Raw genomic sequence first — 25,755 nt, forward strand, 5'->3', positions numbered from 1 at the left:
GCGAGGAAGCCGCTGAGGTTCCGCCACCCGCCCCCAAAGCAAAAAGACCCCGACCCCCGCAGACGTGCGGACCCCCGGCCCGGTTCGGGGCAGGGCCGGGGGAGCCGCGCCCCGTGCGGTGTCCACCGCACGGGGCAGGAGTGGGTGGCCGGTTCGGGGTCGCACCGTGAGGCGGTCCGTAGGTCATCCGGGCCGCCCGCCACCAACTCCTATAAACGAGAATGCCGGGTCTAGCTTCTGGTCGAAGCCGTGCGATTACCCGAGTACTACCTAGCCCGTCCGAGTGATCAGGACGCGCAGGATCAGGGATGGTCGGTCGCGCGGTCGGCCTCGCGGCGGGCGGCGGCGAGCTTGGCTCGGCGCCTGCGCAGCACGGCGAACGCGCCGGCGACGACGATGCCCGCGACGGCGAGCAGGGTCAGCGGTCCGCCGACGGTGCCGTACATGGGGGAGGACGGTTCGTCCACGTCGGCCGCGGCCTGCGGTTCCGGTTCGTGCTCGGCCTCCGACGTCGGCGACGGCTCGGTCACCAGCTCGCCCACCGCGGCGTCGCGCGGCAGCGAGAACCCGTAGTCGAGCAGGTGCATCGTGTGCTGGGACTGCTTGACGGGCTTGTTCTCCCCGCGCATCAGCACCGCGACGAGCCGCCTGCCGTCGCGTTCGGCGGCGGCGATGAAGGTGTGCCGCGCGTCGTCGGTGAAGCCGGTCTTGCCGCCCAGCGCTCCCGGGTAGTTCCACAGCACGGCGTTGTCGCTCTCCACCGGGATCGGTGGTTCACCCGGTTTGCCGGGCAGCTGGATCTCCCGGGTCGCCTCGGCGCTCGCGAACTCGGGGTGGCGCATCGCGGTCCGGAAGATCAGCGCCAGGTCGTAGGCGGAGGTGCTCATGCCCGGACCGTCCAAACCGGATGGTGTGGCGGTGCGGGTGTCGTGCGCGCCGATCTCGGCGGCGAGCGCGTTCATCTTGTGGACGGTCTCCTCGACGCCGCCGAGCTTCATCGCGAGCGCGTGCGCGGCGTCGTTGCCGGACTGCATGATCAGCCCGGCCAGCACCTGCCGCACGGTGTAGACGACGCCGGGTTCGAGCCCCACCCGGCTGCCTTCCTGGTCGGCGTCGGCCTGGGTGGCGATGATCCGGTCGTCCAGGGCGAGTTCCCGGATCGTCACCAGCGCGGTGAGCACCTTGATCGTGGAGGCAGGTCGGTGCCGCGCGTGCGGATCGCGCGCCGCCACGACCTGCCCGGTGTCCAGGTCGGCGAGCACCCAGGACTGGGCGGCGACCGGGTCGATCGGCGCGGGCGGAACGCCGGGCGGCCGGACTTCCCCGCATTCGGCGAGCCGCGGGCCGCCGACGGGTTCGTCGGGGATCGGCAGCGGTTCCGGGGCGGGCACGCCCGGCGGCGGCACCTCGGAGGTGTCCACGGCCGCCGGTGGCGCGGCGGCGTTCGGGCAACCGCCGCCCGGTGCCGCGGGGGCGGCCGTCGCGGTCAGCGGCACGGGCCCCAGCAGCAGGAGCGCGGCGCATCCCGCGACGGCGAGCCGCAGGCCCGTCGAGCTCGGCCGGTGGTCCGAAGGCGATCTGCGCCGATCCGCGAACGATCCCGCTTCCGAGGCATTCGGCAGGAATGCCGGATTCCTCGGCTGAGACGGGGTTGTGCGGACCGGGGCGACCGGGCGGTGAGCTCTCACGGGCACGAGCTCAGGCTAGCGAACGCGGCGGCGCGATGATCCCCGGTCCGCGGAGATCATCACGAGCCGCCCCGGCGGAGCCACCGCCCGGCGGACCACCGGGCCGCGCCGGGAGACCTGGCCCACCTGCGGGCCGGGGCGCTCGAGCCTGCCACCAGGGCAGGGTGATACTGGGCCGCGTGACGTTCTCCCGCCGTACCGCCCTGTTCCTGCTCGCTTTCGGCGTCTGGTCCTGGTTGTTGTGGCCGACCTTCTTCCGCAACATCTGGATCAGCGAGAACTCCTGGCAGGCGGGCGCGCCCACGCCGTTCCTCTACGTGCACTTCGCGATCGCCGCGGTGTCGCTGGTGCTCGGCACCGCCATCGGCGTGCTCGGCTGGCGGGCGTTCCGCGCGACCCGCGGCTGAACGGTTCGCGCGCGGTCAGCCCGCCCGCGGTTCGCCGCGCAGCGCGGCGAGCGTCAGCACGTCCCCGCCGACCCCCCAGCCGCCGTCGGCGACGTCCTCCACGAGCACGAGGGTGGTGGCGCGGGCCCGTTCGCCGTAGATCTCGGCGTACAGGTCGGTGACGCGGTGCACGAGCCGTTCCTTCTGCTCGGCGTCGAGCGATCCGGCGGGCACCTTCAGGTTCGCGAACGGCATGGTCTTCTCCTCCGGTCCGTGGATCACTCGCCGTGGGGGTCGGCGGCGTTGAGCGCGGCCACCACCTGGTCGTAGTCGCCGCGCGCCTCCCCGTAGCGGAGGAACTTCACCCGCTCGACCAGGACCTCGCGGGCTTCGGGCTGGGATTCGAGCAGCGCGACGACCTCGTCGGCGAATTCGTCGAGCGGCATCGCGTGCGGGCTCTCCTGGTGGCCGGGCAGCAGTTCGGTGCGCACGGCCGGTGGTGCGAGCTCCTGCACTCGCACGCTGGTGTCCGCCAGCTGCAGCCGCAGCGATTCGGTGAGCATGTGGATCGCGGCCTTCGACGCGTTGTAGCTGGGCGTGGCGCGCAGCGGGGTGAACGCGAGCCCGGAGGACACGGTGAGGATGGTGGCGTCCGGCCGCGTCCGCAGGTGCTCGATGAACTCGGCGATGAGCCGGATCGGGCCGAGCACGTTGGTGGCGATGACGTCTTCGGCCGAGTCGAGGAAACCGGCGGGCGCGTGCCAGTCCTCGACGCGCATGATCCCGGCCATCGGGACGAGCACGTTGAGGCCGGGGTGCCGCGCCAGCACCGCTGCGGACGCGTCGCGGATGCTCGCCGGGTCGGTGGTGTCGATCGCCGCGGTGTCGATGCCGGGGTTCTCGGCGGCGATCCGCGCGAGCAGTTCCTCGCGGCGACCGCCGATGATCACTGTGTTGCCCTTGGCCTGGAGGCGCAACGCGAGGGCGAGGCCGATGCCGCTGCTGGCGCCGGGGATGAAGATGGTGTTGCCGCTGATGTGCATGCCACGAGTCTCAGCGGGCGGCGGTGCCACGTGCAGAGACCGGTCATCGGGGGATCCGCGGTCCCTGGTCGGCGCCGTCGGCCGGGGCCATGCTGGTGGCATGGACCGCGCCGAGCTCGCCACTTTCCTGTCCCGCCGCCGGGCGGCGTTGCGCCCCGCCGACGTCGGCCTGCCACCGGGTGCGCGCAGGCGCACTCCGGGGTTGCGGCGGGAGGAGGTGGCGTCGCTGGCGGGGATGTCCACGGACTACTACACCCGGCTGGAGCAGCGCCGCGGCCCGCACCCCAGCGCGCAGCTGCTCACCGCGCTGGCCAGGGCGTTGCGGCTGACCGACGACGAGCGGGACTACCTGTTCCGCGTGGCCGGGCACAACGCCCCGACGTCGGTGGTCGCTGCGACGCACGTGGCGCCCGCGCTGCTGCGGGTGCTGGACCGGCTCGACGACACTCCGGCGCTGATCCTGTCCGCGCTGGGGGAGACGCTGGTGCAGAACCGGTTGGCGGTCGCCCTGCTCGGCGACCGCTCCGGCTACACCGGGCTGTCCCGCAGCGAGATCTACCGCTGGTTCACCGCCCCGGAGCACGAGCGCCGGATGTACCCGGAGGACGACCGGGCCCGGCAGAGCCGCGCGCAGGTCGCGAACCTGCGCACCAGCTACGGGATGATGGGCGACGCCTCCGCCGCCGGCGACCTGGTGCGGGCGTTGCACAGGGAGAGCGCGGAGTTCGCCGAGCTGTGGCAGCGCCACGAGGTCGCGAAGCGCTTCGCCGACCACAAGACGCTGCTGCACCCCGAGCTCGGCGCGATCGAGCTGGACTGCCAGGTCCTGTTCACCGAGGACCAGTCCCAGGCGCTGCTCGTGCTCACCGCCGCCCCGGGAACCGAGGGCCACGCCAAGCTGGAACTCCTGGGCGTCGTCGGCCACGAACGCTTCACCGACGCCCAGTGACCGGGGCACGATCGTGTCCGGCCCGGAGAGCGGTTCGGGACGTCGTCAGTTCGGCCGGACCCGTGGAACTCCGCCCTTGCGGCCGAGGTCGAACGTGATGCGGTAGATGTCCGGCAGGTCAAGCATCCCGCTAGTGCGCCGTTTCATCACGCCCAGCTCGATCAGCTCTTCGACCAAGCTCTCCGCACGGTGGTTGCGGGGACCGGCCGAAACCTGTTGCTTCGTTTCCTGGCGCCCCTGCTCGCTGGACTGGGCCCGCTGGTGCTCGTCAAGGAGCTTCGGGAGGTCCACTTCGCCCCAGCGCGCGGCGACGTCGGCCTGCGAGATGGGGACCTGCTTTCCCGCCAGCGGCTTGATCGTCACAGGAACCCACCTGATGTCCTCGGTCAATTCCCCTACCCGCGTCTCGGACGCGGCCTGCACGCCTTTTTTGATCGCGTCCCAGTGCAGGGCGTGCTCATATCCGGCGTGTTGAGCGCCCGAGCTCTCCCCCGCGCGGCGCAACGCTTCCAGGAAGCTGCGTGGGCTGATCTGGTCGGTGCCATCTGCGAGGTGGTTGGGCAGCCAGGTGTAGGTGTGGCCCTTCCTGTGGTTCTGCCCCATGTACGGCCCTGCGATCGCTATGAAGGTCGCGTTCTGCCTCTCGCGGTCGCCGGTCAGCGCGTCGGGCGCCACGTAGCGGTGCTGGGATTCTCGCCAGCGGCCGGTGGAGGACCGAAACACCTCGGCGTGGTCGCTTTCCGCATTGCCCAGCTGGTGGAAGAACAGCCCGTACAGGTTGGACCGGGTCCACGTGAGCTCGGCCGCGTTCGAGATGAGTTTCGAGGAGTCGGCGAAGTTGAGCGAGAGGTTGTTCAGCATGTCGGGCCGGATGAAGACCTTCGCCCGCAGGTGCCGCGTCATCATCCGGAGTTCCAGTGCGACCCGCAGGATCGCGGTGGCGAGGCGGTCTGCTTGCGACCGCTCCTGGTGGGTCCGCTCCAACGCGTCGAACATGACCAGCTCGGTGCGGCCCGCACGCTCGGCTTCTTCATCGGCGCGGGCGAGCGCTCCCGCTCTGTCCTCCGGGTTGTCCCGCACCCATTCCACCCGTGCCGACCACTTCGGGAGAGCTCGGACCTCCGGCACCTCCAGTGCTTGCAAGACGACCGCGTACCAGATGTCCCTCGGTTCTGCTCCGCGATCGAGCATCGCCCGGATGGTGTCCGCGTCCGGGTATCGGGCAGGCAGCAGTGCCGCCCCGTGCCCGGGGTGGGGAACGATCCGGCGCAGCTGGGGGAGGCGGTACTCCTCGGCCGCCAGTTCGCGCAGCTGGTCCTTCTGCAACGCTTGGAACCACACCGACTTCCCGACTCCGCGCCCGCCCCTGACGATGGTCACGTCCGGATCCAGCGACAGGCGGTGGCTGGATGGGGTGAACAGCGTGCGCGGATCGATCGGACTGGTGTCTGCGTCCACTGTGGAGGGAATTGCCGCCAGGAGTTCCCGGTACTGGTGAGGGGTGAGGCTCATGCCTGCTCTTCCACGGCGAGGTCGCCTGCTTCGCGGAGGAACCGCTCGTAGGCGGCCTTGACGAACGGTTGATCGTGCCAGTCCGGGGCTCCGGCGTGGTCGACCCCGATGAGATCGTTGCTGAACAAGATCGGGAGCGGGAAATGCGGAGCATCCCGATCATCGGGACCGTAGTTGAACGCACCTTCGTCATCCGGGTACGCGTCGTCGTACAAGGTCTCCGCGAAGCACTGCTGGGCGTGGTCTTGGAAGCGTTCCAGCCGTTCCGGCGCCGACGCTGACGGAACCATGGCCGCAACCATCCGCAACCGTTTGCGGATGTCGTCGCGGAGCTCTGCCGGGAGCTGACGCCACTGGTCGAACAGCATCCGGTACCCGGCCCAGGTGTGCGGGTTGTCGTTCGCGAACAGCAGGCTCAGGCTGCTGAGCCGCGTGATCGCGATCGCAGCGATGTCGTGCACTCCGGCCCGGCTGTCCAGGAGGACCACGTCCGGTTCCCGGCTGCGCTCGGCGACCTGCCGTTCGGCCGCGCTGAGCGCGGATTCGAGGCGGTCGGCCAAGGTGCGCGGCGCACCGTTGTCGGCGTCGGGGAGCTCGGCGTACACCCGGTTGAGCTTGGCCAGGTAGTCGCGCTGGTACACGCCCCCGGGTTCCCGGCCGTCGGCGGCCAGCAACCACACTTCGCCGTTGCCGGGCGGCCTGATCACTTCGCTGCGGCTGACCAGGTCGAGCCCGGCCTCGTTGCCCACTGCGGATTCCACGAGGTGGTCGACGAGCCCGTGCGCGGAACGGTTGTCCGGTTGTTGCAGAAGTTCGCCGACACCGGGTGATTCCAGGTCCAGGTCCGCGACCAGGACGCACAGCCCCCGCTCAGCGAGGCTCTTCGCCAGCATGAAGGTCGCGGTCGAGCGGCCGACACCGCCTTTGAAGGCGTAAAGGGTGATTCGGCGAAGTGGCGGTGTCAGGCTCGGGCGTGCCCAGTCGGCGCCGACCACGGTTCGTTCGAGCACGGCGAACCGACCGGAGCCGGTATCGCGGTCCCGGGCGTGCCGAACGATCAGGTCAGGGGAGGTCAGCACTGCCTCCGGAACGAACAGCTCGGACGCGCGCAGCACCGGAGGCCGGGAGCCGAAAGGCCCAGCCGCGATCCGGATCTCGTCCTCCAGGCCGGCCGGGATCTCCTCGCCGCCGGTGTCGTCGAGCACCAGCGTGAGGCGCCCGGTGAGGTCTCGGATCAGCACGGTGTCGAGGCCGGACATCGACGTGTTCTCGGCGACCTGGCACGCGTTCGCCCACGCTTCGTCGAAGCGGATCGTCGTCACGGGAGTGCTCCGTAGATCTGCGCCTGTTGGTGGAACGAGAGTATCTTCCGCGCCTCATCGAGGTGGGTATCAGCGCGGCGGGCGTCGATGTGCGAGCCGTCCGAATAGCGCTCAGCGACATCCCAGCGCAGGAAGGGATTGGTCCCGGTGATCACTTGGTGGAAGGTGCTGCCGGTCCGCCCGGAGGAGATCAATCCCAATTCCCGCCACAAACCCGGTAAGTGGCCGTAACGGGAGTCCGAGTGCTGTGGATGCGTTGGTCTTCCCCTGCGGACGACACCACCGAGGTGCCCGACGAGGATCGCCTTCAACGCACATTCGGCCGCGACGCCGGCGAGGTGATCGGCGTTCGCGAACCGTTGTTCCTCCCGCAACAGCTGGGCATCCCGGTAATGACGATCTGCCGCGTCCGCGAAGCGGGTGGTGTCCGGTGGCTCGAGCACGATCACAGCATACGCATGGTCGTCACGCAGAGTGGTTTCACTTGGAGGCGAAACGGCGCCCGCCTCCGGTGGAAGCGGGCGCCGTCGTAGTGCCGCGGGTCAGCGGCGGCGGAACATCAAGGCTCGCTTGACCTCTTGGATCGCCTTGGTGACCTGGATGCCACGCGGGCAGGCGTCCGTGCAGTTGAACGTGGTGCGGCAGCGCCACACGCCGTCCACGTCGTTGAGGATGTCCAGGCGCTCTTCGGAGGCCTCGTCGCGGCTGTCGAAGATGAACCGGTGCGCGTTGACGATCGCGGCGGGCCCGAAGTAGGAGCCATCCGACCAGTACACCGGGCACGACGTGGTGCACGCCGCGCACAGGATGCACTTGGTGGTGTCGTCGAAGCGCGCGCGCTCCGCGACGGACTGGGTGCGCTCGCGGGTCGGCTCGTTGCCCGAGGTGACCAGGTACGGCTTGATCGCCCGGTACGCCTCGAAGAACGGCTCCATGTCGACCAGCAGGTCCTTGTGCACCGGCAGGCCCTTGATGGGCTCGACGCTGATCGTCGTCTCGCCGTTCTTGGCGAACAGGTCCTTCATGAGGACCTTGCACGCCAGCCGGTTGACGCCGTTGATGCGCATCGCGTCCGAGCCGCAGACACCGTGCGCGCACGACCGGCGGAACGTCAGCGAGCCGTCGACGTACCACTTGATGTAGTGCAGCAGGTTCAGCACGCGGTCACTGGGCAGCGCCGGGATCCGGAAGGACTCCCAGTGCAGGTCCTCGTCGACCTCGGGGTTGAACCGCTGGATGCGGACCGTGACCATGGTCGCGCCCTCGGGGATCGGCGGTGCGTCCGAAGGCAGGTCCGCGGTCTGTTCGGAGTTCGTGACGGTTGCGGTCATCAGTACTTACGCTCCATCGGCTGGTACCGGGTCACGACGACGGGCTTGTAGTCCAACCGGATGTCGGACTGGAAGCCGGTGAGTCCCAGTGGCGCGTTCGGATCCTCGGCGTCGGGCAGCTGCTTGTACGACATGCTGTGGCGCATGAAGTTCGTGTCGTCGCGGGCGGTGTAGTCCTCGCGGGCGTGCCCGCCGCGGGACTCCTTGCGCGCCAGCGCGGCGTTCACCAGCGACTCCGCGAGGTCCAGCAGGAAGCCGAGCTCGATGGCCTCCAGCAGGTCCGAGTTGAACCGCTTGCCCTTGTCGTGCACCGCGATCCGGCCGTAGCGCTCCTTGAGCGCCTGCACGTCCGAGAGCGCCTGCTTCAAGGTCTCCTCGGTGCGGTACACCGAGGCGTTGGCGTCCATCGTCTCCTGCAGCTCGGTGCGGATCGTGGCGACCCGCTCCCCGCCGTGCGCGGTGCGCAGGTGCTCGACCATGCCCTCGACGAGCTTCGCGGGCTCCTCCGGAAGCTCCACGTGCTCGTGGGTGTTGGCGTAGTCCGCGGCGGCGATGCCGGCGCGGCGGCCGAACACGTTGATGTCCAGCAGCGAGTTCGTGCCCAGGCGGTTCGAACCGTGCACCGAGACGCACGCGCACTCGCCGGCGGCGTACAGGCCGGGAATGGTGGTCTCGTTGTCCTTGAGCACCTCACCGACGATGTTGGTGGGGATGCCGCCCATCGCGTAGTGCGCGGTCGGGTACACCGGCACCGGCTCGGTGGTCGGCTCCACGCCCAGGTAGGTGCGGGAGAACTCGGTGATGTCCGGCAGCTTCTGCTCCAGCACGTCCGCGCCGAGGTGCGTGACGTCGAGCAGCACGTAGTCCTTGTTCGGACCGGCGCCGCGGCCTTCCAGCACTTCCAGGGCCATGGAGCGGGCGACGATGTCGCGCGGCGCCAAGTCCTTGATCGTCGGGGCGTAGCGCTCCATGAACCGCTCGCCGTCGGCGTTGCGCAGGATGCCGCCCTCGCCCCGGACCGCCTCCGAGATGAGGATGCCCAGCCCGGCCAGGCCGGTCGGGTGGAACTGGTAGAACTCCATGTCCTCCAGCGGCAGGCCCTTGCGGTAGATGATGCCCATGCCGTCACCGGTGAGGGTGTGCGCGTTGGACGTCGTCTTGAAGACCTTGCCGAAACCGCCGGTGGCGAACACGACGGACTTCGCCTCGAAGACGTGGATCTCGCCGGTGGCGAGCTCGTAGGCGACGGCGCCCGTGCAGACCTGCTCGCCGTTCTCGTCCTCGCTCATGGTGACGTCGAGGACGTAGAACTCGTTGAAGAACTCGACGCCGTGCTTGATGCAGTTCTGGTACAGCGTCTGCAGGATCATGTGGCCGGTGCGGTCCGCGGCGTAGCAGGCCCGGCGGACCGGGGACTTGCCGTGGTCACGGGTGTGCCCGCCGAACCGGCGCTGGTCGATCTTGCCTTCGGGCGTCCGGTTGAACGGCAGCCCCATCTTCTCCAGGTCGAGCACCGAGTCGATGGCCTCCTTGGCCATGACCTCGGCGGCGTCCTGGTCGACGAGGTAGTCGCCGCCCTTGATGGTGTCGAAGGTGTGCCACTCCCAGTTGTCCTCTTCGACGTTGGCCAGCGCGGCGCACATGCCGCCCTGGGCCGCGCCGGTGTGGGAGCGCGTGGGGTAGAGCTTCGTCAGCACGGCGGTGCGGGCCCGCTGGCCCGACTCGATCGCCGCGCGCATCCCGGCGCCGCCGGCGCCGACGATGACCACGTCGTACTTGTGATGTTGCATGGTCGCCTCCTAGGGCCGCTGGCGAGGCCGTCCGCTCACTGCGGGGCCTCGAAGCCTGCGCTGTGTCGTCAGCCGATGTTCGGGTCGAAGGTGAAGAGCACGAAGGTGCCCAGACCGACCGTGAGCAGGACCGAGACGTACAGCAGCATCTTCAGCCAGAACCGGGTGGCGTCCTTGCGGGAGTAGTCGTTGATCACGGTGCGCAGCCCGTTGCCGCCGTGCAGGCCGGCCAGCCACAGCATCGTCAGGTCCCAGAACTGCCAGAACGGCGAAGCCCAGCGGCCCGCGACGAACGCGAAGTTGATCCGGTGCACCCCGCCGTCCAGGAACAGCATGATCAGCATGTGTCCGAGGACCAAGAACAGCAGCAGCACGCCCGACAGGCGCATGAACAGCCAGCTGTAGAGCTCGAAGTTGCTGCGGCGGGCGGCCGGGCGGTGCGGGGAACGCGGCTTGTCGACCGACAGCGGAGCGTCGATGGTGGTCATGGGTCAGTGCCCCCCGAACAGTTCCGTGACGGCGCGCGTGAGCATGCTGATGGCGGCGGGAACGATGAGCACCAGCCACAACACCAGAACGGTCCAGAGCATCGGCTTCTGGTATTTCGGTCCGTTCGCCCAGAAGTCGACCAGCATGACGCGGATGCCGTTGAACGCGTGGAACAGCACCGCCGCGAGCAGACCCAGTTCGAACAGGATCATGATCGGGCTTTTGTAGGTTTCGATGACCGTGTCGTACGCCTCAGGCGATACCCGCACGAGAGCGGTGTCCAACACGTGCACGAACAAGAAGAAGAATGTGAGCACGCCCGTGATGCGGTGCGCTACCCACGACCACATGCCCAAATCACCGCGGTAGAGGGATCCCTTGGCACGAGGGTTGCCCTCGCGCTGGGGGGCCTCCGCCGCGGAGGCGGTGGTGCTGGCCATGGTGGAAGGCCTCCAACGTCGCTGGTGGACTGACGGCCCGTTCGGGAACGTGACGACCGGTCCGAGTCGTCATCATTCGTACGCCCGTCACCGGCCACCTGAACTAGGGCCTGGACTTCTCGGATGCTAGACCCGCGCCATCCTTGCGGCCTACTCGCCTGTGCTCTGTGTGATCGACCAGACAAAGGCCCCAGCCTGGTGGATCGATGTAGAAATCAACTCGTGACACCGCGGCAATGCGCAAGCGGCAGCGTCAAGCCTTAATTTCGAGAGCCACATCACCGGGCGTGCGCCGCGTATCGGGTCGGTCAATTCCTAGCGGAAACACCGAGCCCGTCGCCGGCGGCTTCCAATACCGGCGAGGAACCGGGTCCTCGCTCCGGTCGGCGAGGATGAGTGCGACATTCATCCGGAGAGCGAACGAGATCAGGAGCGGGCATGGAGACGATCAACTGGGAGGCGCTGCGGGCGGCGGCCGTGGAGGCCGCGGCGAAGGCGTACTGCCCCTACTCGAAGCTCCAGGTGGGCTCGGCGGCGATCTGCGACGACGGGCGGCTGGTCATCGGCTGCAACGTCGAGAACGGGTCCTACGGGGTGACGCTGTGCGCCGAGTGCACGATGGCCGGGCAGCTGCGGCTCACCGGCGGCGGCCGGTTCGTCGCCGTCGCCTGCCGCAGCGGCCAGGGCGAGCTGCTCATGCCGTGCGGGCGGTGCCGCCAGCTGCTCTACGAGCTCGGCGGCCCGGACTGCCTGATGGACACCCCGCGCGGCATCGTCTCGATGCGCGATGTCCTGCCGGACGCCTTCGAGCTCTGACGCTCGCGGCGGGTTCTCGACGCGGGCGACAAGTCCGGGCACGAGGTGATCTCATCGGAGCAGCACCCGGCGCTGGCCCGGGGACGGTGAGGGGATCTGGCTGATGGCGCACTCGGTGATCGACGTGATCCGCGCGAAGCGGGACGGCGACCGGCTCGACGACGAGCAGATCGACTGGGTGGTCGACGCCTACACCCGCGGCGCGGTGGCCGAGGAGCAGATGGCCGCCCTGGCGATGGCGATCCTGCTGCGCGGCATGGATCGCGCCGAGACGGCCCGCTGGACCGCGGCGATGATCGGTTCCGGCGAACGGCTCGACCTCAGCGGCGTCCCGCGTTCCACGGTGGACAAGCATTCCACCGGCGGCGTCGGGGACAAGATCACCTTGCCGCTGACCCCGCTGGTCGCGGCCTGCGGCGCGGCGGTGCCGCAGCTGTCCGGCCGCGGGCTCGGGCACACCGGCGGCACGCTGGACAAGCTGGAGTCCATCCCCGGCTGGCGCGCCCGGCTCTCGGCGGCCGAGATCCGCGCTCAGCTCGCCGAGGTCGGCGCCGTGGTGTGCGCGGCCACCGAAGGCATCGCGCCCGCGGACCGCAAGCTCTACGCGCTGCGCGACGTCACCGGCACCGTCGAGTCCATCCCCCTGATCGCCAGCTCCATCATGAGCAAGAAGATCGCGGAGGGCGCCGAATCCCTGGTGCTCGACGTGAAGTGCGGGTCCGGCGCGTTCATGAAGGACTTGGAGCAGGCGCGGGCGCTGGCCGACGAGCTCGTCTCGATCGGCGCCGCGCACGGCGTCCGCACGAGCGCGCTGCTCACCGACATGTCGGTGCCGCTGGGAGCCGCCGTGGGCAACGCGCTGGAGGTCGCGGAGTCCCTCGAGGTGCTGCAGGGCGGCGGCCCGGCGGACGTCGTGGAGCTGACGCTGGCGCTGGCTCGGGAGATGCTCGCGCACGCGGGCCTGTCCGACGTGGATCCGGCGGAGGTGCTGGCCTCGGGCAAGGCGTACGACTCCTGGCGCTCGATGATCGGCGCCCAGGGCGGCGACCCGGACGCGGAACTGCCCACGGCCGCGCACGTGGAGACGTTCGCGGCCCCGGCGACCGGCGTAGTGTCCACTTTGGACGCTTATGCCGTGGGGCTGGCCGCCTGGCGGCTGGGGGCGGGCCGGGCGCGCAAGGAGGACGCCGTGCAGCACGCCGCAGGCATCCGCTGCCTGGCGAAACCGGGGGAGCCGGTCATCGAGGGCGCCCCGCTGCTCGAACTCCACACCGACACCCCCGACAAGCTCCCCGCCGCCCGCGAGGCGCTCGCCGAGGCCGTCGCCATCACCGCCGAAGCCCCCGCCGCCACCCCGCTGATCCTCGACACGATCCGCCCCTGACGCCCCGCGGCGCGGGCTGGGTGAACGGACCGTTCGTCCAACGAGACCGGGCGAACGGTCCCGTCACCCGCAACGGCACCACGCGCCCCGCCGCCTCTGACGACGTCGGGGTGGGTGAACGGACCGTTCGTCCAATCCGGTTGGACGAACGGTCCGTTCACTCCGAAAAAATCCGGCGCCGGACATGCGACAGGGCCGCGGTTCCCGGGTGGGAACCGCGGCCCTGGTCGGTGCTGCGGGGTCAGGCGCTCTCGGCGGCGTAACCCTCGTCGGAGGAGTCGTCCGAACCCAGCGCCTTCGCGTCGCCGTCGCGCTTGGCGCTCTTCGAGCGACCGCGACCGCGCTGCTGGCGGGGCAGCGTGGTGGGCGGCGGCGGGCTGGACGGGCCGCTGCCGCCGAGGATCAGCTCGGCGAACGTGGCCATGGCCTCGTCGAGCTGACCGGCGTGGCGCCGCTCGGTCTCCTCGTTGGCCTGGCGGACCATCGTGTCCACCGCGTCGGAGTCCGGCCGCGACGCGAGCGTGCCGCTGATCTGCGACAGGTTCTGCGCCAGCGTGCCGCCGAGCTCGCCGAGCCCGGACTTGACGCCCTCTTCGACGGTGTCGAGCCGGGTGCTGACGCCCTGCTCGACCGCCTCGATGCGGGTGTGCACGTTGTCCTCGACGTTGTCCAACCGGCCGGAGACGCGGTCGAGCCGCTCGGTGAGCTGCTCCAGGCGCTCGGCCAGCTTGTCGAGCTTCTCGGTCGGGTCGACCGCGGGGCGCTCGGCGAGCGCGTCGAGGCCGGTCTGCAGCTGGTCGCGGCTGCCGGTGACGGCTTCGGTGAGCGCGCCCTGCACGCCGCTGCCGGTCTCGGTGACCGCGCGCTGCAGGGACTCGCGGGTGCCGTCGAGGTGCTCGTGGACGCCCTCGTCGATCTCGGCGAACCGGCCGCGCAGGCTGGTCTCCAGGCCGTCGATGCGCTCGCGGACCTGACCGGTCACCGAACCCGGGATGGCTTCCAGGCGGGTGTCCTGCTTGTCGAGGTGGCCGCCGAGCTCGTCGAGGCGCTTGTGGATGTGCGCGAGCTTGTCCTCCAACCCGTCCATCCGGCCGGCGACGCCGTCGAAGCGTCCGGAGACGCCGTCGAGGCGGCCGTCGAGCTGCGCGAACGGCTTGGCGAGCTTGTCGAACAGGCCGTCCACGGCCAGTTTGACGTCGCCGATGACCCCGTCCTGGGCGTCGATCTTGGAGAGGGCTTCGTCGACCCGCTCGGTCAGCACGCCGAGTTCGGTGCGGTCGGGGAGTTCGGACAGCCGCTTGCGGACGGAACCCAGCGATTCCAGCGGGGACATCCGGGCGTGGATCTCGTCGAGTGCGTCGAAAATCTGCTGCTGCTCGCTCTCGCGGATTTCGGCCGCACGCGTGAGCATGTTCCGCATGCGGTCGAAGGACATGTTCTCGTTCACGGCTCGGACGTCCTTCGTCGAGGGGCAGGGGAGGACCAATGGAGCGTAGCTAGTCGTTTCCCGCGTTCCCAGCCACCCCCGGATACATTGAGTTAGCGCATCGTGAAGCTTCACTCTGAATGATGGCCGGGAACTAGGCCGTTCAGCCCAGCGTTCGTGTATGTCAATAGGGCGCTTGGGTTGCGCTTAGGCTATTCGGGTGACTTCTGGGGCGACGTGCATTCGGGTGGTTTTCCGGCCCTCGCCGCCCGCGCGGAGGGGTCGTGGCCGGGTTGTAACGTAGTGCCATGTCGACACCGGTGAGCTTGGACACGATCCGACTGGCCCCTAAAGTCCTGCTGCACGACCACCTCGACGGTGGTCTCCGCCCGCAGACCGTGATCGAACTGGCCGCTGACGCCGGATACGAGGGGTTGCCGCACCAGGACGCGGAATCCCTCGGTTCGTGGTTTCGGGAAGCGGCGGATTCCGGCTCGCTGGAGCGATACCTGGAAACGTTCGCGCACACCGTCGCGGTGATGCAGACCGCCGATGCGCTGCGCCGGGTATCCGCCGAATGTGCCGAGGACCTGGCGGCCGATGGGGTCGTCTACGCCGAGGTCCGCTACGCGCCGGAGTTGTTCCAGGAAGGCGGGTTGAGCCTGCCGGAGATCGTGGAATCCGTGCAGGAGGGATTCCGCGAAGGGGAACGCCGTGCGGAATCGCAAGGGAAACTTATCCGAATCGGAACCTTGCTCTGCGCGATGCGGCAGAACGCGCGTTCCGCGGAAATCGCGGAACTCGCGGTGCGCTATCGCGACGCCGAGGTGGTGGGGTTCGACATCGCGGGCCCGGAGGCCGGATTCCCGCCCACCCGGAACCTGGACGCCTTCGAATACCTGCGCCAGCGCAACGCGCACTTCACCGTGCACGCCGGTGAGGCATTCGGGCTGCCCTCCATCTGGGAGGCCATCCAGCACTGCGGCGCGGAGCGGCTCGGGCACGGCGTGCGGATCGTCGACGACATCAAGGTCGACGAGGACGGCGAGGTGCACCTGGGCAGGCTGGCGTCCTACGTGCGGGACCGGCGCATCCCGCTGGAGATGTGCCCGTCGTCGAACCTGCAGACCGGGGCCGCGGCCTCGCTCGCCGAGCACCCGATCGGGCTGCTGAGCCGGTTGCGGTTCCGCGTCACGGTGAACACCGACAACCGCCTGATGAGCCACTGCACGATGTCCAGCGAGTTCGCCGCGCTGCACGAGACGTTCGGCTACGGCTGGGCGGACATGCAGTGGTTCACGGTGAACGCGATGAAGTCCTCGTTCCTGGGCTTCGACGACCGCCTGGCGATCATCAACGACGTGATCAAGCCCGGCTACGCCACCCTGGTGGGGTGAGCTCCGGGCGCGAACGAGGAACGGGCCGCCCGATCTGATCGGGCGGCCCGTTGTCACGTCGGGATGTCAGTGCTTGCGCAGGCGCTGGTCCTCGAACTGGGCCACGAGCTCGCGCCAGACCTCCACCTCGGCGTCGAACGGCGGGCTCGGGGGCAGCCGGTTCGGGTTCGGGCGCAGCACGAACGACACCAGCCAGCCGAGCCGCTCCGAGGGCTGCAGCGCCTCGTCCACCGACTTGTCGTCGGCCCAGGTCGCCGCGTCCAGCAGCAGTTCCTCGGCCAGGTCCAGCTGGTTCGGGTCCACTTCGGACGGGCCTGCGGCGAGGTCGTCGTCCAGCCCGGTGAGCACGTAGCTGTTGTCCGGGTCGACCTCGATCTCCAGCTCACCGCCGGTCGCCCGTTGCGTCACCTGCGGCCAGGTCGCGACCCGTGCCAGGTCGTTGTCCTCCAGCGCGTCGCTCTCGGCGAGGAACCGGGCGAGCGCGCGGGGCGAGCCGAACACGTCGATGCGCCCGTCGGAACCGAGGAAGACCGGGTCGTCGTCGAGGTAGCAGCGCAGCGAGTAGAACTCGCCCTGGCCGGTGATGATCCGGATCGGGTCGATGCCGATCTCACCCCAGAAGCCGGGCTCGGCATCCTCGTCCACCGGGTCCACATCGGACTCGGAGTCGGTCTGCTCGGCCTCGTCGTGCTCCAGGGCCTCGGCGAGCTCGGTCTCCGCGGTGGCCACGGCGTCCGCGGGTACCTCGGGGGTGCACACGACGGAGTCGAGCGCGTCGAGCAGCTCGTCCCAGCGCTCGGCGACCACGGCGCACAGCTCGGACCAGCGCTTCTGCCCGTCCTTGCCGGTGAACACCAGGGTGCCCTGGTCGAGCAGGCTGAAGCCGTCCGCGGCGTCGAGCACCTCGTGCACCGTGTCCAGCTCGCACACGTCGGCCAGCGACCGCGCGATCTCCACGATGTCGTGCAGCTCGTTGATCGCCCAGACGTCCGGTGTGTCGGCCACCAGCTCGGGCACGCCCACCAGGTCGAACTGGTGGTCCTCGTCCGGGTTCAGCTCGACCGCGGACAGGGCGGGCACCACGTACCAGGCGGGGTGATCGTCGAGGTCGTGCTCGCGCGCGGTGCGCACGAACGCGGCGAGCCTCGCGGCGTCGGGGAACGCGTAGAGGTCCTCCTCGTGGCCGAGGAAGGCCTCCCAGTCCTCGCCGTCCTCACGCCATCGCGGTGCCCACAGGGTGACCACGTCACCTTGCGGGAGCCCCAGTTCGATGGGGACGATGTCCTGCGCCATCTTCCTACCTCCGGTCGCCGAACCAGACGTCCGCGAAGCCTACGGGTTGCCCGACGCACGCCTGCCGTCCGGTCGGGCTGCCTACCGTATCGACCTTGTCGAGAGCCGTCGCAACCGAATGGGTTCGAGCGGTCGTCCGAGGTGAGCAGCGGCGCGCGGTCACGGTTGGCGGTACCGGCCTCCGGTCGCCCCGTCGATCATGGTTCGAATGGATGTCACGGAGCTGTGGACGAGAATCGTGCTTTGGTTGGGTGAGCACGCGCCGGTGACCGCAGCGGCCCTGCTTCCGCCTTCGCCGCCGCCGGATTTCGCCGAGCTGGAAACGGAATTCGAGATCCGGTTGCCGGAGGAGCTGCGGGAGTGGTGGACCAGCTGTGGCGGCACCGACGGTGACGTCCTCGCCGATGTGCTGCCGCCGTTCTACACGCCCTACAGCGCGCAGCGCGCGTGGGAAGTGTGGAGCGGGCACCGCAAGACCTGGGCGGCGCAGTGGGAACGGCCCGCGTGCGACTACTACGCGGGCGCGCCGGGGTCGAGCTACCACCCGGCGTGGATTCCCATCGCCGGGGACGGGTTCGCCGACGAACTGGTGGTGGACCTGCGGCCGGGGCCGCTGCGCGGGTGCGTCCTGGAATGGGAGCAGGAGGCCGGGCAGGTGCAGCGCCCGGAGTGGCGCAGCATCTCGGCGATGCTCACCGACGTGCACCGGTCGCTGACCGAAGGGGCCTCCGCCGGGCACAGCCACCCGACGGTCACCGAGGACGGCAGGCTGGACTGGCAGATCCGCTGAGGAATTCCCTCGCGGTGGTCCGCGTACCGGTCGAGTAGCGGAACCTCAGCGGTTTCCTCGCCGCGGGATCGATCGCGCACGTGGCTGCGTCACGAGCGAATTCGCGGTCCTCTCGAGGAAACCGCTGAGCCCCCACCGGTCACGCATTTCACCGCAAGGGTGGTTTGCACGATCGAGCGATCGGGTCAGGTACCGATGGGGTGCCAGACGGTTTTGAGCTCGGTGAAGGCGCGGAGGCGTTCCAGGCCGGGGGAGGCGGTCCAGTCCGGTTCGGTGCGGCCGGTGCGGAGCACGCGCGTGACGGTGCCCGCCGCGGCCCGTTCCAGCTCCGGACGCAGCTCGGCGGGGGCGCCGGTGAGGTCGAGGGCGTTGACGTCGGCGTGCGACGCCAGCCGCGGCGCGAGCTCGGAGGTCGTGCCCGTGAGCAGGTTGACCACGCCGCCGGGCACGTCGGAGGTCGCGAGCACCTCGGACAGCGCGATCGCGGGCAGCGGGCGCTCGGCGCTCGTCACGACGACGGCGGCGTTGCCCGCCGCCAGCACCGGAGCGAGCACGCTGACCAGCCCCAGCAGCGAGGAGTCCTGCGGTGCGAGGACGCCGACGACCCCGGTCGGCTCGGGCACGCTGAACGAGAAGTACGGCCCCGCCACGGGATTCGCCGCGCCCAGCACGCCGGTGATCTTGTCGGTCCAGCCGGCGAACCACACCACCCGGTCGATCGCCGCGTCCACCACCGCCGACGCCGCGTCGAAGCCGATCCCCTCGGCGGCGGCGACCTCGGCGCCGAACTGCGCGCGGCGGCCCTCCATCACCTCCGCGATGCGGAACAGCACCTGGCCGCGGTTGTAGGCGGTGGCGCCGGACCAGCCGGGGAACGCCTTGCGCGCGGCGGCGACCGCGTCCCGCACGTCCTTGCGGGAGGCCAGCGCCGCGTTCGCCAGCAGCGCACCGTCGGCGGCGCGCACCGGGTACACCCGGCCCGACTCGGAACGCGGGAACTTGCCGCCGACGTAGAGCTTGCAGGTCTTGGCCACCGCGACCCGACCTGCCGGGGACCGCCCCGTCGAACCCTGTTCGCGGGACGCGCCGCCACCGTCCGACGCCGTCCCGCCGTCCGGTGCGAGGCCGTTCTGCGGGCTGTGCTCAGACGTCAAGGTATGCCTCCAGACCTGCGCGACCGCCTTCGCGGCCGAACCCGGATTCCTGGTAGCCGCCGAACGGGGCGGTCGGGTCGAACCGGTTGAACGTGTTGGCCCACACCACGCCGGCGCGCAGCTGCTGCGCTGCCCACAGGATGCGGGAGCCCTTCTCCGTCCACACGCCCGCGGACAGGCCGTACGGGGTGTTGTTGGCCTTGCTGATCGCCTCGTCCGGGGTGCGGAAGGTCAGCACCGACAGCACCGGGCCGAAGATCTCCTCCCGCGCGATGCGCATCGACTGCTGCACCTCGCCGAAGACGGTGGGGGAGAAGAAGAAACCCCGTTCCGGCAGCGGGCACGAGCTGCTCCAGCGCGACGCGCCCTCGGCCTCCCCGGCTGCGACGAGCTCGGTGATGCGGGCGAGCTGCTCGGCGGAGTTGATGGCGCCGACATCGGTGTTCTTGTCCAGCGGATCGCCCACCCGCAAGGTCTCCATCCGGGCGCGCAGCTTGCCGAGCAGTTCCTCCGCGACGGATTCCTGCACCAGCAACCGCGATCCGGCGCAGCACACCTGGCCCTGGTTGAAGAAGATGCCGTTGACGACGCCCTCGACCGCCTGGTCCAGCGGCGCGTCGTCGAACACGATGTTCGCGGCCTTGCCGCCGAGCTCCAGCGTGAGCTTCGAGCCGGTGCCCGCGAGGGTGCGCTGGATCTCCTTGCCCACCGCGGTGGAACCGGTGAACGCGACCTTGTCCACGTCCTGGTGCGCGACGAGCCGGGCTCCCACGTCACCGGCGCCGGGCAGGATGTTCACCACGCCCGGTGGCAGCCCGGCCTCCTGGCACAGCTCGCCGAACACCAGCGCCGTCAGCGGCGTGGTCTCGGCGGGCTTGAGCACGACGGTGTTGCCGCAGGCCAGCGCCGGGGCGATCTTCCAGGCCAGCATCAGCAGCGGGAAGTTCCACGGGATGATCCCGGCGGCCACGCCCAGCGGTCGCGGATCGGGGCCGTACCCGGCGTACCCGAGCTTGTCGGCCCACCCCGCGTGGTGGAAGAAGTGCGCCGCCGCCGTGGGGATGTCGGTGTCGCGGGCCTCCTTGATGGGCTTGCCGTTGTCCAGCGTCTCCAGCACGGCCAGTTCCCGGCCGCGTTCCTGGATGAGCCGGGCGATGCGGAACAGGTACTTCGCGCGTTCCGCGCCGGGCATCGGGCCCCAGGTCCGCTCGAAGGCGCGCCGCGCCGCCCGAACCGCGGTGTCCACATCGGACTGATCGGCGGTGGCGACTTCGGCGAGCGGTTCCCCGGTCGCCGGGTTGATCGTCTTGAGCGGATCGCCCGCGCCGTCGACGAACTCGCCGCCGACGAACATCCGGTACCGGTCGCGCAGATTCGCCACGGCCGCCGATTCCGGCGCGGGCGCGTACTCCCAGAAGCTCATGCGTCCACCGCCACGTAGTCCGCGGCCGAGTAGTGGCCGGTGCGTTGCGTTCGTCGTTGCATCAGCAGATCCCCCAGCAGGCTCGACGCGCCGAAGCGGAACAGTTCCGGGGTCAGCCACTCCGGCCCGGCCACCTCGTGCACCGCGACCAGGTAGCGCATCGCGTCCTTCGTGGTCCGGATGCCGCCCGCCGGTTTCACGCCGCGCAGCTGCCCGGTGCGGTCCCGCCAATCCCGCACGGCCTGCAGCATCAGCGTCGTCACCGGCAACGTCGCCGCGGGGGAGACCTTGCCGGTGGAGGTCTTGATGAAGTCGCCCCCGGCCAGCAGCGCCAGCCACGAGGCCCGCCGCACGTTGTCGCAGGTGGCGAGCTCGCCGGTCTCCAGAATGACCTTCAGGTGCGCCGAGCCGCACGCCGCCTTCACGGCCCGGATCTCTTCGAAGACCTGGCCGTAGCGGCCGGACAGGAACGCGCCCCGGTCGATCACCATGTCCACGTCGGACGCGCCCGCGGAGACCGCGAGCTCCACTTCGCTGAGCTTCACCTGCCGGGAGGACCGCCCGGACGGGAACGCGGTCGCGACGGAGGCGACGCCCACGCCGGAACCGGCCAGCGCCTCGACCGCCGTCGCCGCCAGGTCCGGGTAGACGCACACCGCGGCGACCGGCGGGACGTCCGGGTAGTCGGCGTCGGGGCGGCGCGCCTTCGCCGCCAGCGCGCGGACCTTGCCCTCGGTGTCGGCGCCTTCCAACGTGGTCAGGTCGACCATGCCGATCGCCGCGTCGATCGCCCAGGTCTTCGCGTCCTTCTTGATGCTGCGGGTGGCCAGGCCCGCGGCCCGCTGCTCCAGCCCCACCTGGTCCACTCCGGGCAGCCCGTGCAGGAACCGCCGCAGCGAGCGCTCGTCCCTGGTGGCCTCGGCGAGTTCAGGCGGCAACGAGCCCGCGTGCTGCTCGCCTGACGACGACGTCGGCAGTGGTTCGACCATGCGCGCAGTCTAAGTCAGCGACCGCCCGGCCTCGATGCCTTCGCTCGGGTGATCGCGCTCCCGCGAGCCGCTGTGGGCCCGCCGCGCGGCCACCCGAGCGAGGCGGCGCGATCACGGGTGCAGGACGACCTTCGTGTACCCCTCGATGCGCTGGTCGAACTTGGTGTAGGCGTCGGGGGCCTCGGACAGCGACAGCTCGTGGGAGACCACGAAGCTCGGCGCGGCCCGGCCCGCCGTGATCATGTCGCGCAGCTGCCGGTTGTAGCGCTTGACGTTGCACTGCCCGGTGCCGATGACCTGGCCCTTCTCGAACATCTTCCCGATCGCCACCAGCAACATGCCCTGCTTGGCGTTCGCGTCCGGTCCGCCGGGATCGGCGGGCACGTACAGGCCCGGCACGCCGAGCCTGCCGGTGGCCCGCACGGTGTGGATCAGCGAGTTGAGCACCACGGCCGGTTCCTCGCCGGACGCGTCGCCGGTCTGCGCCTGGTAGCCGACGGCGTCGATGCCCTTGTCGGTGCCGATCCCCTCGGTGCGGTCCTTGATCTGCTCGACCGGGTCGCCCGCGCTGAAGTCGATCGGGACGGCGCCGATCTGCTCGGCCTTCGCCAGCCGCTCCGGGATCCGGTCGACGCAGAACACGCGGGAGGCGCCGCGCAGCAGCGCCGAGTACGCGGCCATCAACCCGACGGGCCCCGCGCCGTAGACCACGCAGGTCTCGCCCGGCGACACCTGGGCGAGTTCGCAACCGTGGTAGCCGGTGGGGAAGATGTCGGCCAGCAGCACGTAGTCGGTCTCCTTGCTGGAGTCCGGCGGCAGCACCAGGCAGTTGAAGTCGGCGAACGGCACCCGCAGGTACTCGGCCTGCCCGCCGGTGTAGGGCCCCATCGCCACGTAGCCGTAGGCGCCACCCGCGAAGCCGGGGTTGACGGTGAGGCAGAACGCCGTGTCGCCCGCCATGCAGTTCATGCAGAAGCCGCAGGCGACGTTGAACGGCATCACCACGCGGTCGCCGCGGTTGAGGCCGACGACCCCGGCACCGACCTCGTCGATGATCCCGAGGTTCTCGTGCCCGAACACGATGCCGGGTTCGGCGGCGGTGCGGCCTTCGTACATGTGCAGGTCGGAACCGCAAATCGCGGTCGAGGTGACGCGCACGATGACGTCGTTGGGGTGCTCGATCTTCGGACGGTCGACTTCGTCGACGGCGACTGCGAACGGCTCTCGGTAGACCACTGCCTTCATGGGAAACACCTCCGCCGGGTACCGGTTCCCGGCATGCTGCCGGGCCGACGCGCACGTGCCGGTATGCGCATCGCTTCCGGACTACCCGGCACGCGCGCTCCTACTGTCACTCGTTCGAGTGGGCATCCGTCGTCGGCGGGAGAAGACCGGAACGCTGCCGCGAGGGTGCGGACGGCTCGGCGGGACGTGGGGCACATCGGGTGGTCGCCGTTGCTCGGGGCCGGACCGGAGCCGGTTAGTGTGCTCGGCCATGGACGTTCGGGTCGTGGACCACCCGCTGGCGAAGTCGAGGCTGTCGACCATGCGCGACGCGCGCACGGAGAACGCCGCCTTCCGGGCAGCGCTGCAAGAACTCACCCTCATGCTGATCTACGAGGCGACCCGCGACGCCGAAGTCGCCGAAGCGCCGATCCACACGCCGGTCGCCCGCACCACCGGTTACCGGCTGGCGAACCCGCCGCTGCTGGTGCCCGTGCTGCGCGCCGGGCTCGGCATGGCCGACCAGGCGCACCGGCTGATCCCGGAGGCGCAGATGGGCTTCGTCGGGCTCGCCCGCGACGAGGAGACGCTGCTGCCGACGCCGTACCTGGAGTCGCTGCCGAAGGACCTCTCCGGGCTTCCGGTGCTGGTGCTGGATCCGATGCTGGCCACCGGCGGCTCGATGCTGCACACGATCCACCTGTTGGTCGAGCGCGGCGCCACCGACGTCACCGCGATCTGCACCCTCGCCGCGCCGGAAGGGATCCAGCACCTGGAGGAATCCGGGCTGCCGCTGCGGGTCGTGACGGCCAGCGTCGACGAGCGCCTCAACGAATCCGGCTTCATCGTGCCGGGCCTCGGCGACGCGGGGGACCGCGAGTACGGCGCCGTGTAGCACCACTCCCACGCTGGGAAAAGGGGCAGGACGACACCTTGGTCCGGGTGGTATCAGCGAGATACCATCCGGGCCATGGCGATGACACTGCGGCTGACCGACGAGGAGAGCGATCGGTTGGCGGAGCTCGCCGCCGCCGAGGGTCGCTCGAAGCAGGAGATCGTGCGCTCCGCGCTCGCCGAGCGGTGGGCCCGGCAGTGCAAGGACCAGCAGCTCGGCGAAGTGATGCAGCGGGTGCTGCCGCATTACCGGGGATTGCTGGACAAACTCGGACCCGCATGATCGATTATTGATCGGTGCTCGTATACCTCGACGCTTCCGATCTGCTGCTGCTCGCGACCGCCGTCACGCGAGGTGACCTGGTCGTGCGGGACAGCGGCCTGCTCGATTCGGCGGCGTACCGGCCGCGCGCCGAAGTGCTCGGAGTGCCCGCCTACGAGACGTTGTGGCTGAAGTCGGCTGCCCTGCTGGACTCCCTGGTGCGCACCCGGCCGCTGTCGGAGGGCAACTGGCGCCTCGGCTGGATCGCCGCGGTCGCGATGTGCGACGTCAACGGCTGGTGGATCGAGGCCGACGAGGACGAAGCGCTCACCCTGGTCCGTGAGGTCGGCCGGGACCAGCGGGAGATCGCCGAGGTCGCGGACTTCCTGGAACGTTCCGCCAAACCCAAGGACTGATCTCCGCCACCGGTCGCGGGAGCGGGACCGCGGCCGGACTCGCGAAGTTACCGAGGTGTTCGCGTGCGCGATCTCGGGTGTTTCGCCCGTTTCGTGGCAGGCTGGGGTGGTGGCTCCACGTAGAACCGCCGTCGTGACCGCCCTGCTCGGTGGCGCGGTCGCGGGGGCTTGCTATCGCAGCGTCCGCACGGTGCGCCAGGTCCGTTCGCTCGTACCGCTGCACGAGGCACCGCCCAGCAGCGTCATCCCGGCCGTGGTCACCGTCGTCGTCCCCGCCCGCAACGAGTCCGCGGTGCTCGACGACTGCCTGCGCGGAATCCGCTCGCAGACCTACGGAGACGGCGATGCGTCCGCGCTGCGCGTGGTGCTGGTCGACGACGGCTCCACCGACGGCACCGGCGACATCGCCCGCACCCACGCGGCGGTCGACGACCGGGTGCGGGTCGTGCGGGTCGACGGTCCGCCGCCCGGCTGGGCGGGCAAGGTGCACGCCATGCACGTCGGCGTCGAAGCCGCCGGGCCGCCCGGAGCCGGGGAGTGGCTGCTGTTCGTCGACGCGGACACCGTGCTCGCCCCCGACCTGCTGTCGCGACTGCTGGCCACCGCCGACGCGGTCGACGCCGACCTGGTCTCCACGCCCGGCGGGCCCCCGGCCGACCGCTCGGCGGCCTGGCCGCTGCTGATGCCGCCGGGACTGCAGATGATCGGGGAGAACGCCGCCCCGGACGGCCGCGGGAGCAAGGCGTTCGCGATCGGGCACTGCATCCTGCTGCGCCGCTCGCACTACGAGAAGGTCGGCGGCTGGAGCTCGCTGGCCGCGCTGCGCAACGAGGACATCGCGATCGCCACGTCGGTCCGAGACCACGGCGGCGTGACCCGCATGGTGGACGGGCTCGATCACGTCACGACCACCGGCATGGACCCGTTCTCGCAGGGCTGGGCGTCGTTCCGGAAGAGCTTCGTGGCGGGCACCCGGCAATCGGTGCCGGTGCTGCTGGGAGGCGGCCTCGGGCAGATCGCGCTGTCGCTGGCGGCGCCCGCCGCCCTCGCGGTCGGGGCTCGCCGCCGACGGCCGCTGCTGGCGGCGCTCGGCGCGCTCGGCTGGATGGCGCAGGGCGTCGCGCACGCGCACACCGCGCGCTACATGCGGGCCGAGCCGAAGCTGGCGCCGCTGGCCCCGTTCACCGGAGCGCTGTTCGGCGGGGTGCTGCTCGACGGTGCGGTGCGCGTGCTGCGGGGAACCGTGTCGTGGAAGGGGCGCCGCAGCAGGAGCTGAGCGGCTTCCCGGGGTGTGGCCCGCTCCCGGAGGAACGGGCCACACGGTGGGCGGATGACGT

General features: G+C 70.3%; 26 protein-coding genes. 10 read left to right on the forward strand and 16 right to left on the reverse strand.

The window, feature by feature from the left end; translation table 11 throughout:
• Nucleotides 1-302: 302 nt before the first annotated feature.
• Nucleotides 303-1,496 (reverse strand): D-alanyl-D-alanine carboxypeptidase family protein, encoded by a 1,194-nt coding sequence (locus tag OOZ19_RS25095; RefSeq protein WP_266092619.1) that lies wholly within the window; start codon nt 1,494-1,496, stop codon nt 303-305.
• A 371-nt stretch (nt 1,497-1,867) separates the two neighbouring features.
• On the opposite strand from OOZ19_RS25095, the gene OOZ19_RS25100 reads away from it, so the two are divergent.
• Entirely contained in the window at nt 1,868-2,095 is a 228-nt protein-coding gene (locus OOZ19_RS25100) for an SCO4848 family membrane protein (RefSeq protein WP_266092620.1), read from the forward strand.
• A gap of 15 nt (nt 2,096-2,110) precedes the next feature.
• Here the strand turns inward: OOZ19_RS25100 and OOZ19_RS25105 are convergent, their stop codons facing one another.
• Entirely contained in the window at nt 2,111-2,329 is a 219-nt protein-coding gene (locus OOZ19_RS25105; protein WP_266092621.1) for a tautomerase family protein, read from the reverse strand.
• Between the two features lie 23 nt (nt 2,330-2,352).
• Nucleotides 2,353-3,117, reverse strand: coding sequence for an SDR family oxidoreductase (locus OOZ19_RS25110; protein ID WP_266092622.1), 765 nt, complete (start codon nt 3,115-3,117; stop codon nt 2,353-2,355).
• Nucleotides 3,118-3,217: 100 nt separating this feature from the next.
• On the opposite strand from OOZ19_RS25110, the gene OOZ19_RS25115 reads away from it, so the two are divergent.
• The gene (locus OOZ19_RS25115) at nt 3,218-4,066 is read left to right on the forward strand and encodes a helix-turn-helix transcriptional regulator (protein WP_266092623.1); all 849 of its coding nucleotides are present in this window, start codon (nt 3,218-3,220) and stop codon (nt 4,064-4,066) included.
• A 45-nt stretch (nt 4,067-4,111) separates the two neighbouring features.
• On the opposite strand, the gene OOZ19_RS25120 is transcribed toward OOZ19_RS25115, so the two are convergent.
• From OOZ19_RS25120 to sdhC, 7 genes are all read right to left on the reverse strand, one after another.
• Nucleotides 4,112-5,578: a hypothetical protein gene (locus OOZ19_RS25120; RefSeq protein WP_266092624.1), complete on the reverse strand. Its 1,467-nt coding sequence runs from the start codon at nt 5,576-5,578 to the stop codon at nt 4,112-4,114.
• Nucleotides 5,575-6,900, reverse strand: a complete 1,326-nt coding sequence (locus tag OOZ19_RS25125; protein WP_266092625.1) for a KGGVGR-motif variant AAA ATPase — start codon at nt 6,898-6,900, stop codon at nt 5,575-5,577. The genes OOZ19_RS25120 and OOZ19_RS25125 overlap by 4 nt, the downstream gene beginning before the upstream one ends.
• Nucleotides 6,897-7,349, reverse strand: a complete 453-nt coding sequence (locus OOZ19_RS25130) for a hypothetical protein (protein ID WP_266092626.1) — start codon at nt 7,347-7,349, stop codon at nt 6,897-6,899. Before OOZ19_RS25130 ends, OOZ19_RS25125 begins: the two co-directional genes overlap by 4 nt.
• A 93-nt stretch (nt 7,350-7,442) precedes the next feature.
• On the reverse strand, nt 7,443-8,231 hold the full coding sequence (locus tag OOZ19_RS25135) for a succinate dehydrogenase iron-sulfur subunit (protein WP_266092627.1): 789 nt from the start codon (nt 8,229-8,231) through the stop codon (nt 7,443-7,445).
• Nucleotides 8,231-10,021 carry a succinate dehydrogenase flavoprotein subunit gene (gene sdhA, locus OOZ19_RS25140; protein ID WP_266092628.1) on the reverse strand — a complete coding sequence of 597 codons (1,791 nt, stop codon included), beginning with the start codon at nt 10,019-10,021 and terminating at the stop codon, nt 8,231-8,233. The genes OOZ19_RS25135 and sdhA overlap by 1 nt, the downstream gene beginning before the upstream one ends.
• 68 nt (nt 10,022-10,089) lie before the next feature.
• Nucleotides 10,090-10,509 carry a succinate dehydrogenase hydrophobic membrane anchor subunit gene (locus OOZ19_RS25145; RefSeq protein ID WP_184482606.1) on the reverse strand — a complete coding sequence of 140 codons (420 nt, stop codon included), beginning with the start codon at nt 10,507-10,509 and terminating at the stop codon, nt 10,090-10,092.
• A 3-nt stretch (nt 10,510-10,512) separates the two neighbouring features.
• Nucleotides 10,513-10,950 carry a succinate dehydrogenase, cytochrome b556 subunit gene (sdhC, locus tag OOZ19_RS25150; protein ID WP_184482603.1) on the reverse strand — a complete coding sequence of 146 codons (438 nt, stop codon included), beginning with the start codon at nt 10,948-10,950 and terminating at the stop codon, nt 10,513-10,515.
• Between the two features lie 438 nt (nt 10,951-11,388).
• Here sdhC and OOZ19_RS25155 point away from each other — a divergent pair, with 438 nt between their 5' ends.
• On the forward strand, nt 11,389-11,766 hold the full coding sequence (locus OOZ19_RS25155; protein ID WP_266092629.1) for a cytidine deaminase: 378 nt from the start codon (nt 11,389-11,391) through the stop codon (nt 11,764-11,766).
• 103 nt (nt 11,767-11,869) lie between these two features.
• A complete protein-coding gene (locus OOZ19_RS25160; protein ID WP_416309498.1) occupies nt 11,870-13,150 on the forward strand; it encodes a thymidine phosphorylase in 1,281 nt (426 codons plus the stop codon).
• 241 nt (nt 13,151-13,391) lie between these two features.
• Here OOZ19_RS25160 and OOZ19_RS25165 read toward each other — a convergent pair whose 3' ends face one another.
• A complete protein-coding gene (locus OOZ19_RS25165; protein ID WP_184482597.1) occupies nt 13,392-14,597 on the reverse strand; it encodes a hypothetical protein in 1,206 nt (401 codons plus the stop codon).
• Between the two features lie 287 nt (nt 14,598-14,884).
• Between OOZ19_RS25165 and OOZ19_RS25170 the strand changes: the two genes are divergently transcribed.
• Nucleotides 14,885-15,973, forward strand: a complete 1,089-nt coding sequence (locus OOZ19_RS25170; RefSeq protein ID WP_266092630.1) for an adenosine deaminase — start codon at nt 14,885-14,887, stop codon at nt 15,971-15,973.
• A 66-nt stretch (nt 15,974-16,039) separates the two neighbouring features.
• Here OOZ19_RS25170 and OOZ19_RS25175 read toward each other — a convergent pair whose 3' ends face one another.
• Nucleotides 16,040-17,266, reverse strand: a complete 1,227-nt coding sequence (locus OOZ19_RS25175) for a SatS C-terminal domain-containing protein (protein WP_266092631.1) — start codon at nt 17,264-17,266, stop codon at nt 16,040-16,042.
• Nucleotides 17,267-17,504: 238 nt separating this feature from the next.
• Here OOZ19_RS25175 and OOZ19_RS25180 point away from each other — a divergent pair, with 238 nt between their 5' ends.
• A complete protein-coding gene (locus OOZ19_RS25180) occupies nt 17,505-18,056 on the forward strand; it encodes an SMI1/KNR4 family protein (protein WP_266092632.1) in 552 nt (183 codons plus the stop codon).
• Nucleotides 18,057-18,241: 185 nt separating this feature from the next.
• Here OOZ19_RS25180 and OOZ19_RS25185 read toward each other — a convergent pair whose 3' ends face one another.
• The 4 genes from OOZ19_RS25185 to OOZ19_RS25200 all read right to left on the reverse strand — a co-directional run bounded on the left by OOZ19_RS25185 (nt 18,242) and on the right by OOZ19_RS25200 (nt 22,867).
• Nucleotides 18,242-19,090 (reverse strand): aldehyde dehydrogenase family protein, encoded by an 849-nt coding sequence (locus OOZ19_RS25185; protein WP_266092683.1) that lies wholly within the window; start codon nt 19,088-19,090, stop codon nt 18,242-18,244.
• 109 nt (nt 19,091-19,199) lie between these two features.
• Nucleotides 19,200-20,633, reverse strand: coding sequence for an aldehyde dehydrogenase family protein (locus OOZ19_RS25190; RefSeq protein WP_266092633.1), 1,434 nt, complete (start codon nt 20,631-20,633; stop codon nt 19,200-19,202).
• Nucleotides 20,630-21,622 carry a deoxyribose-phosphate aldolase gene (gene deoC / locus OOZ19_RS25195; RefSeq protein ID WP_266092634.1) on the reverse strand — a complete coding sequence of 331 codons (993 nt, stop codon included), beginning with the start codon at nt 21,620-21,622 and terminating at the stop codon, nt 20,630-20,632. Before deoC ends, OOZ19_RS25190 begins: the two co-directional genes overlap by 4 nt.
• Before the next feature lie 111 nt (nt 21,623-21,733).
• Nucleotides 21,734-22,867 (reverse strand): glutathione-independent formaldehyde dehydrogenase, encoded by a 1,134-nt coding sequence (locus OOZ19_RS25200; RefSeq protein WP_266092635.1) that lies wholly within the window; start codon nt 22,865-22,867, stop codon nt 21,734-21,736.
• Nucleotides 22,868-23,117: 250 nt separating this feature from the next.
• Here OOZ19_RS25200 and upp point away from each other — a divergent pair, with 250 nt between their 5' ends.
• The 4 genes from upp to OOZ19_RS25220 all read left to right on the forward strand — a co-directional run bounded on the left by upp (nt 23,118) and on the right by OOZ19_RS25220 (nt 25,694).
• A complete protein-coding gene (gene upp / locus OOZ19_RS25205; protein ID WP_184482534.1) occupies nt 23,118-23,741 on the forward strand; it encodes a uracil phosphoribosyltransferase in 624 nt (207 codons plus the stop codon).
• A gap of 75 nt (nt 23,742-23,816) precedes the next feature.
• Nucleotides 23,817-24,023 carry a type II toxin-antitoxin system VapB family antitoxin gene (locus OOZ19_RS25210; protein ID WP_184482531.1) on the forward strand — a complete coding sequence of 69 codons (207 nt, stop codon included), beginning with the start codon at nt 23,817-23,819 and terminating at the stop codon, nt 24,021-24,023.
• A 14-nt stretch (nt 24,024-24,037) separates the two neighbouring features.
• A complete protein-coding gene (locus OOZ19_RS25215) occupies nt 24,038-24,418 on the forward strand; it encodes a type II toxin-antitoxin system death-on-curing family toxin (protein ID WP_266092636.1) in 381 nt (126 codons plus the stop codon).
• A gap of 133 nt (nt 24,419-24,551) precedes the next feature.
• Entirely contained in the window at nt 24,552-25,694 is a 1,143-nt protein-coding gene (locus OOZ19_RS25220; protein WP_266092637.1) for a glycosyltransferase family 2 protein, read from the forward strand.
• Nucleotides 25,695-25,755 lie beyond the last annotated feature (61 nt).

Source organism: Saccharopolyspora sp. NFXS83, assembly GCF_026241095.1.
Classification (GTDB): Bacteria; Actinomycetota; Actinomycetes; order Mycobacteriales; family Pseudonocardiaceae; genus Saccharopolyspora_C.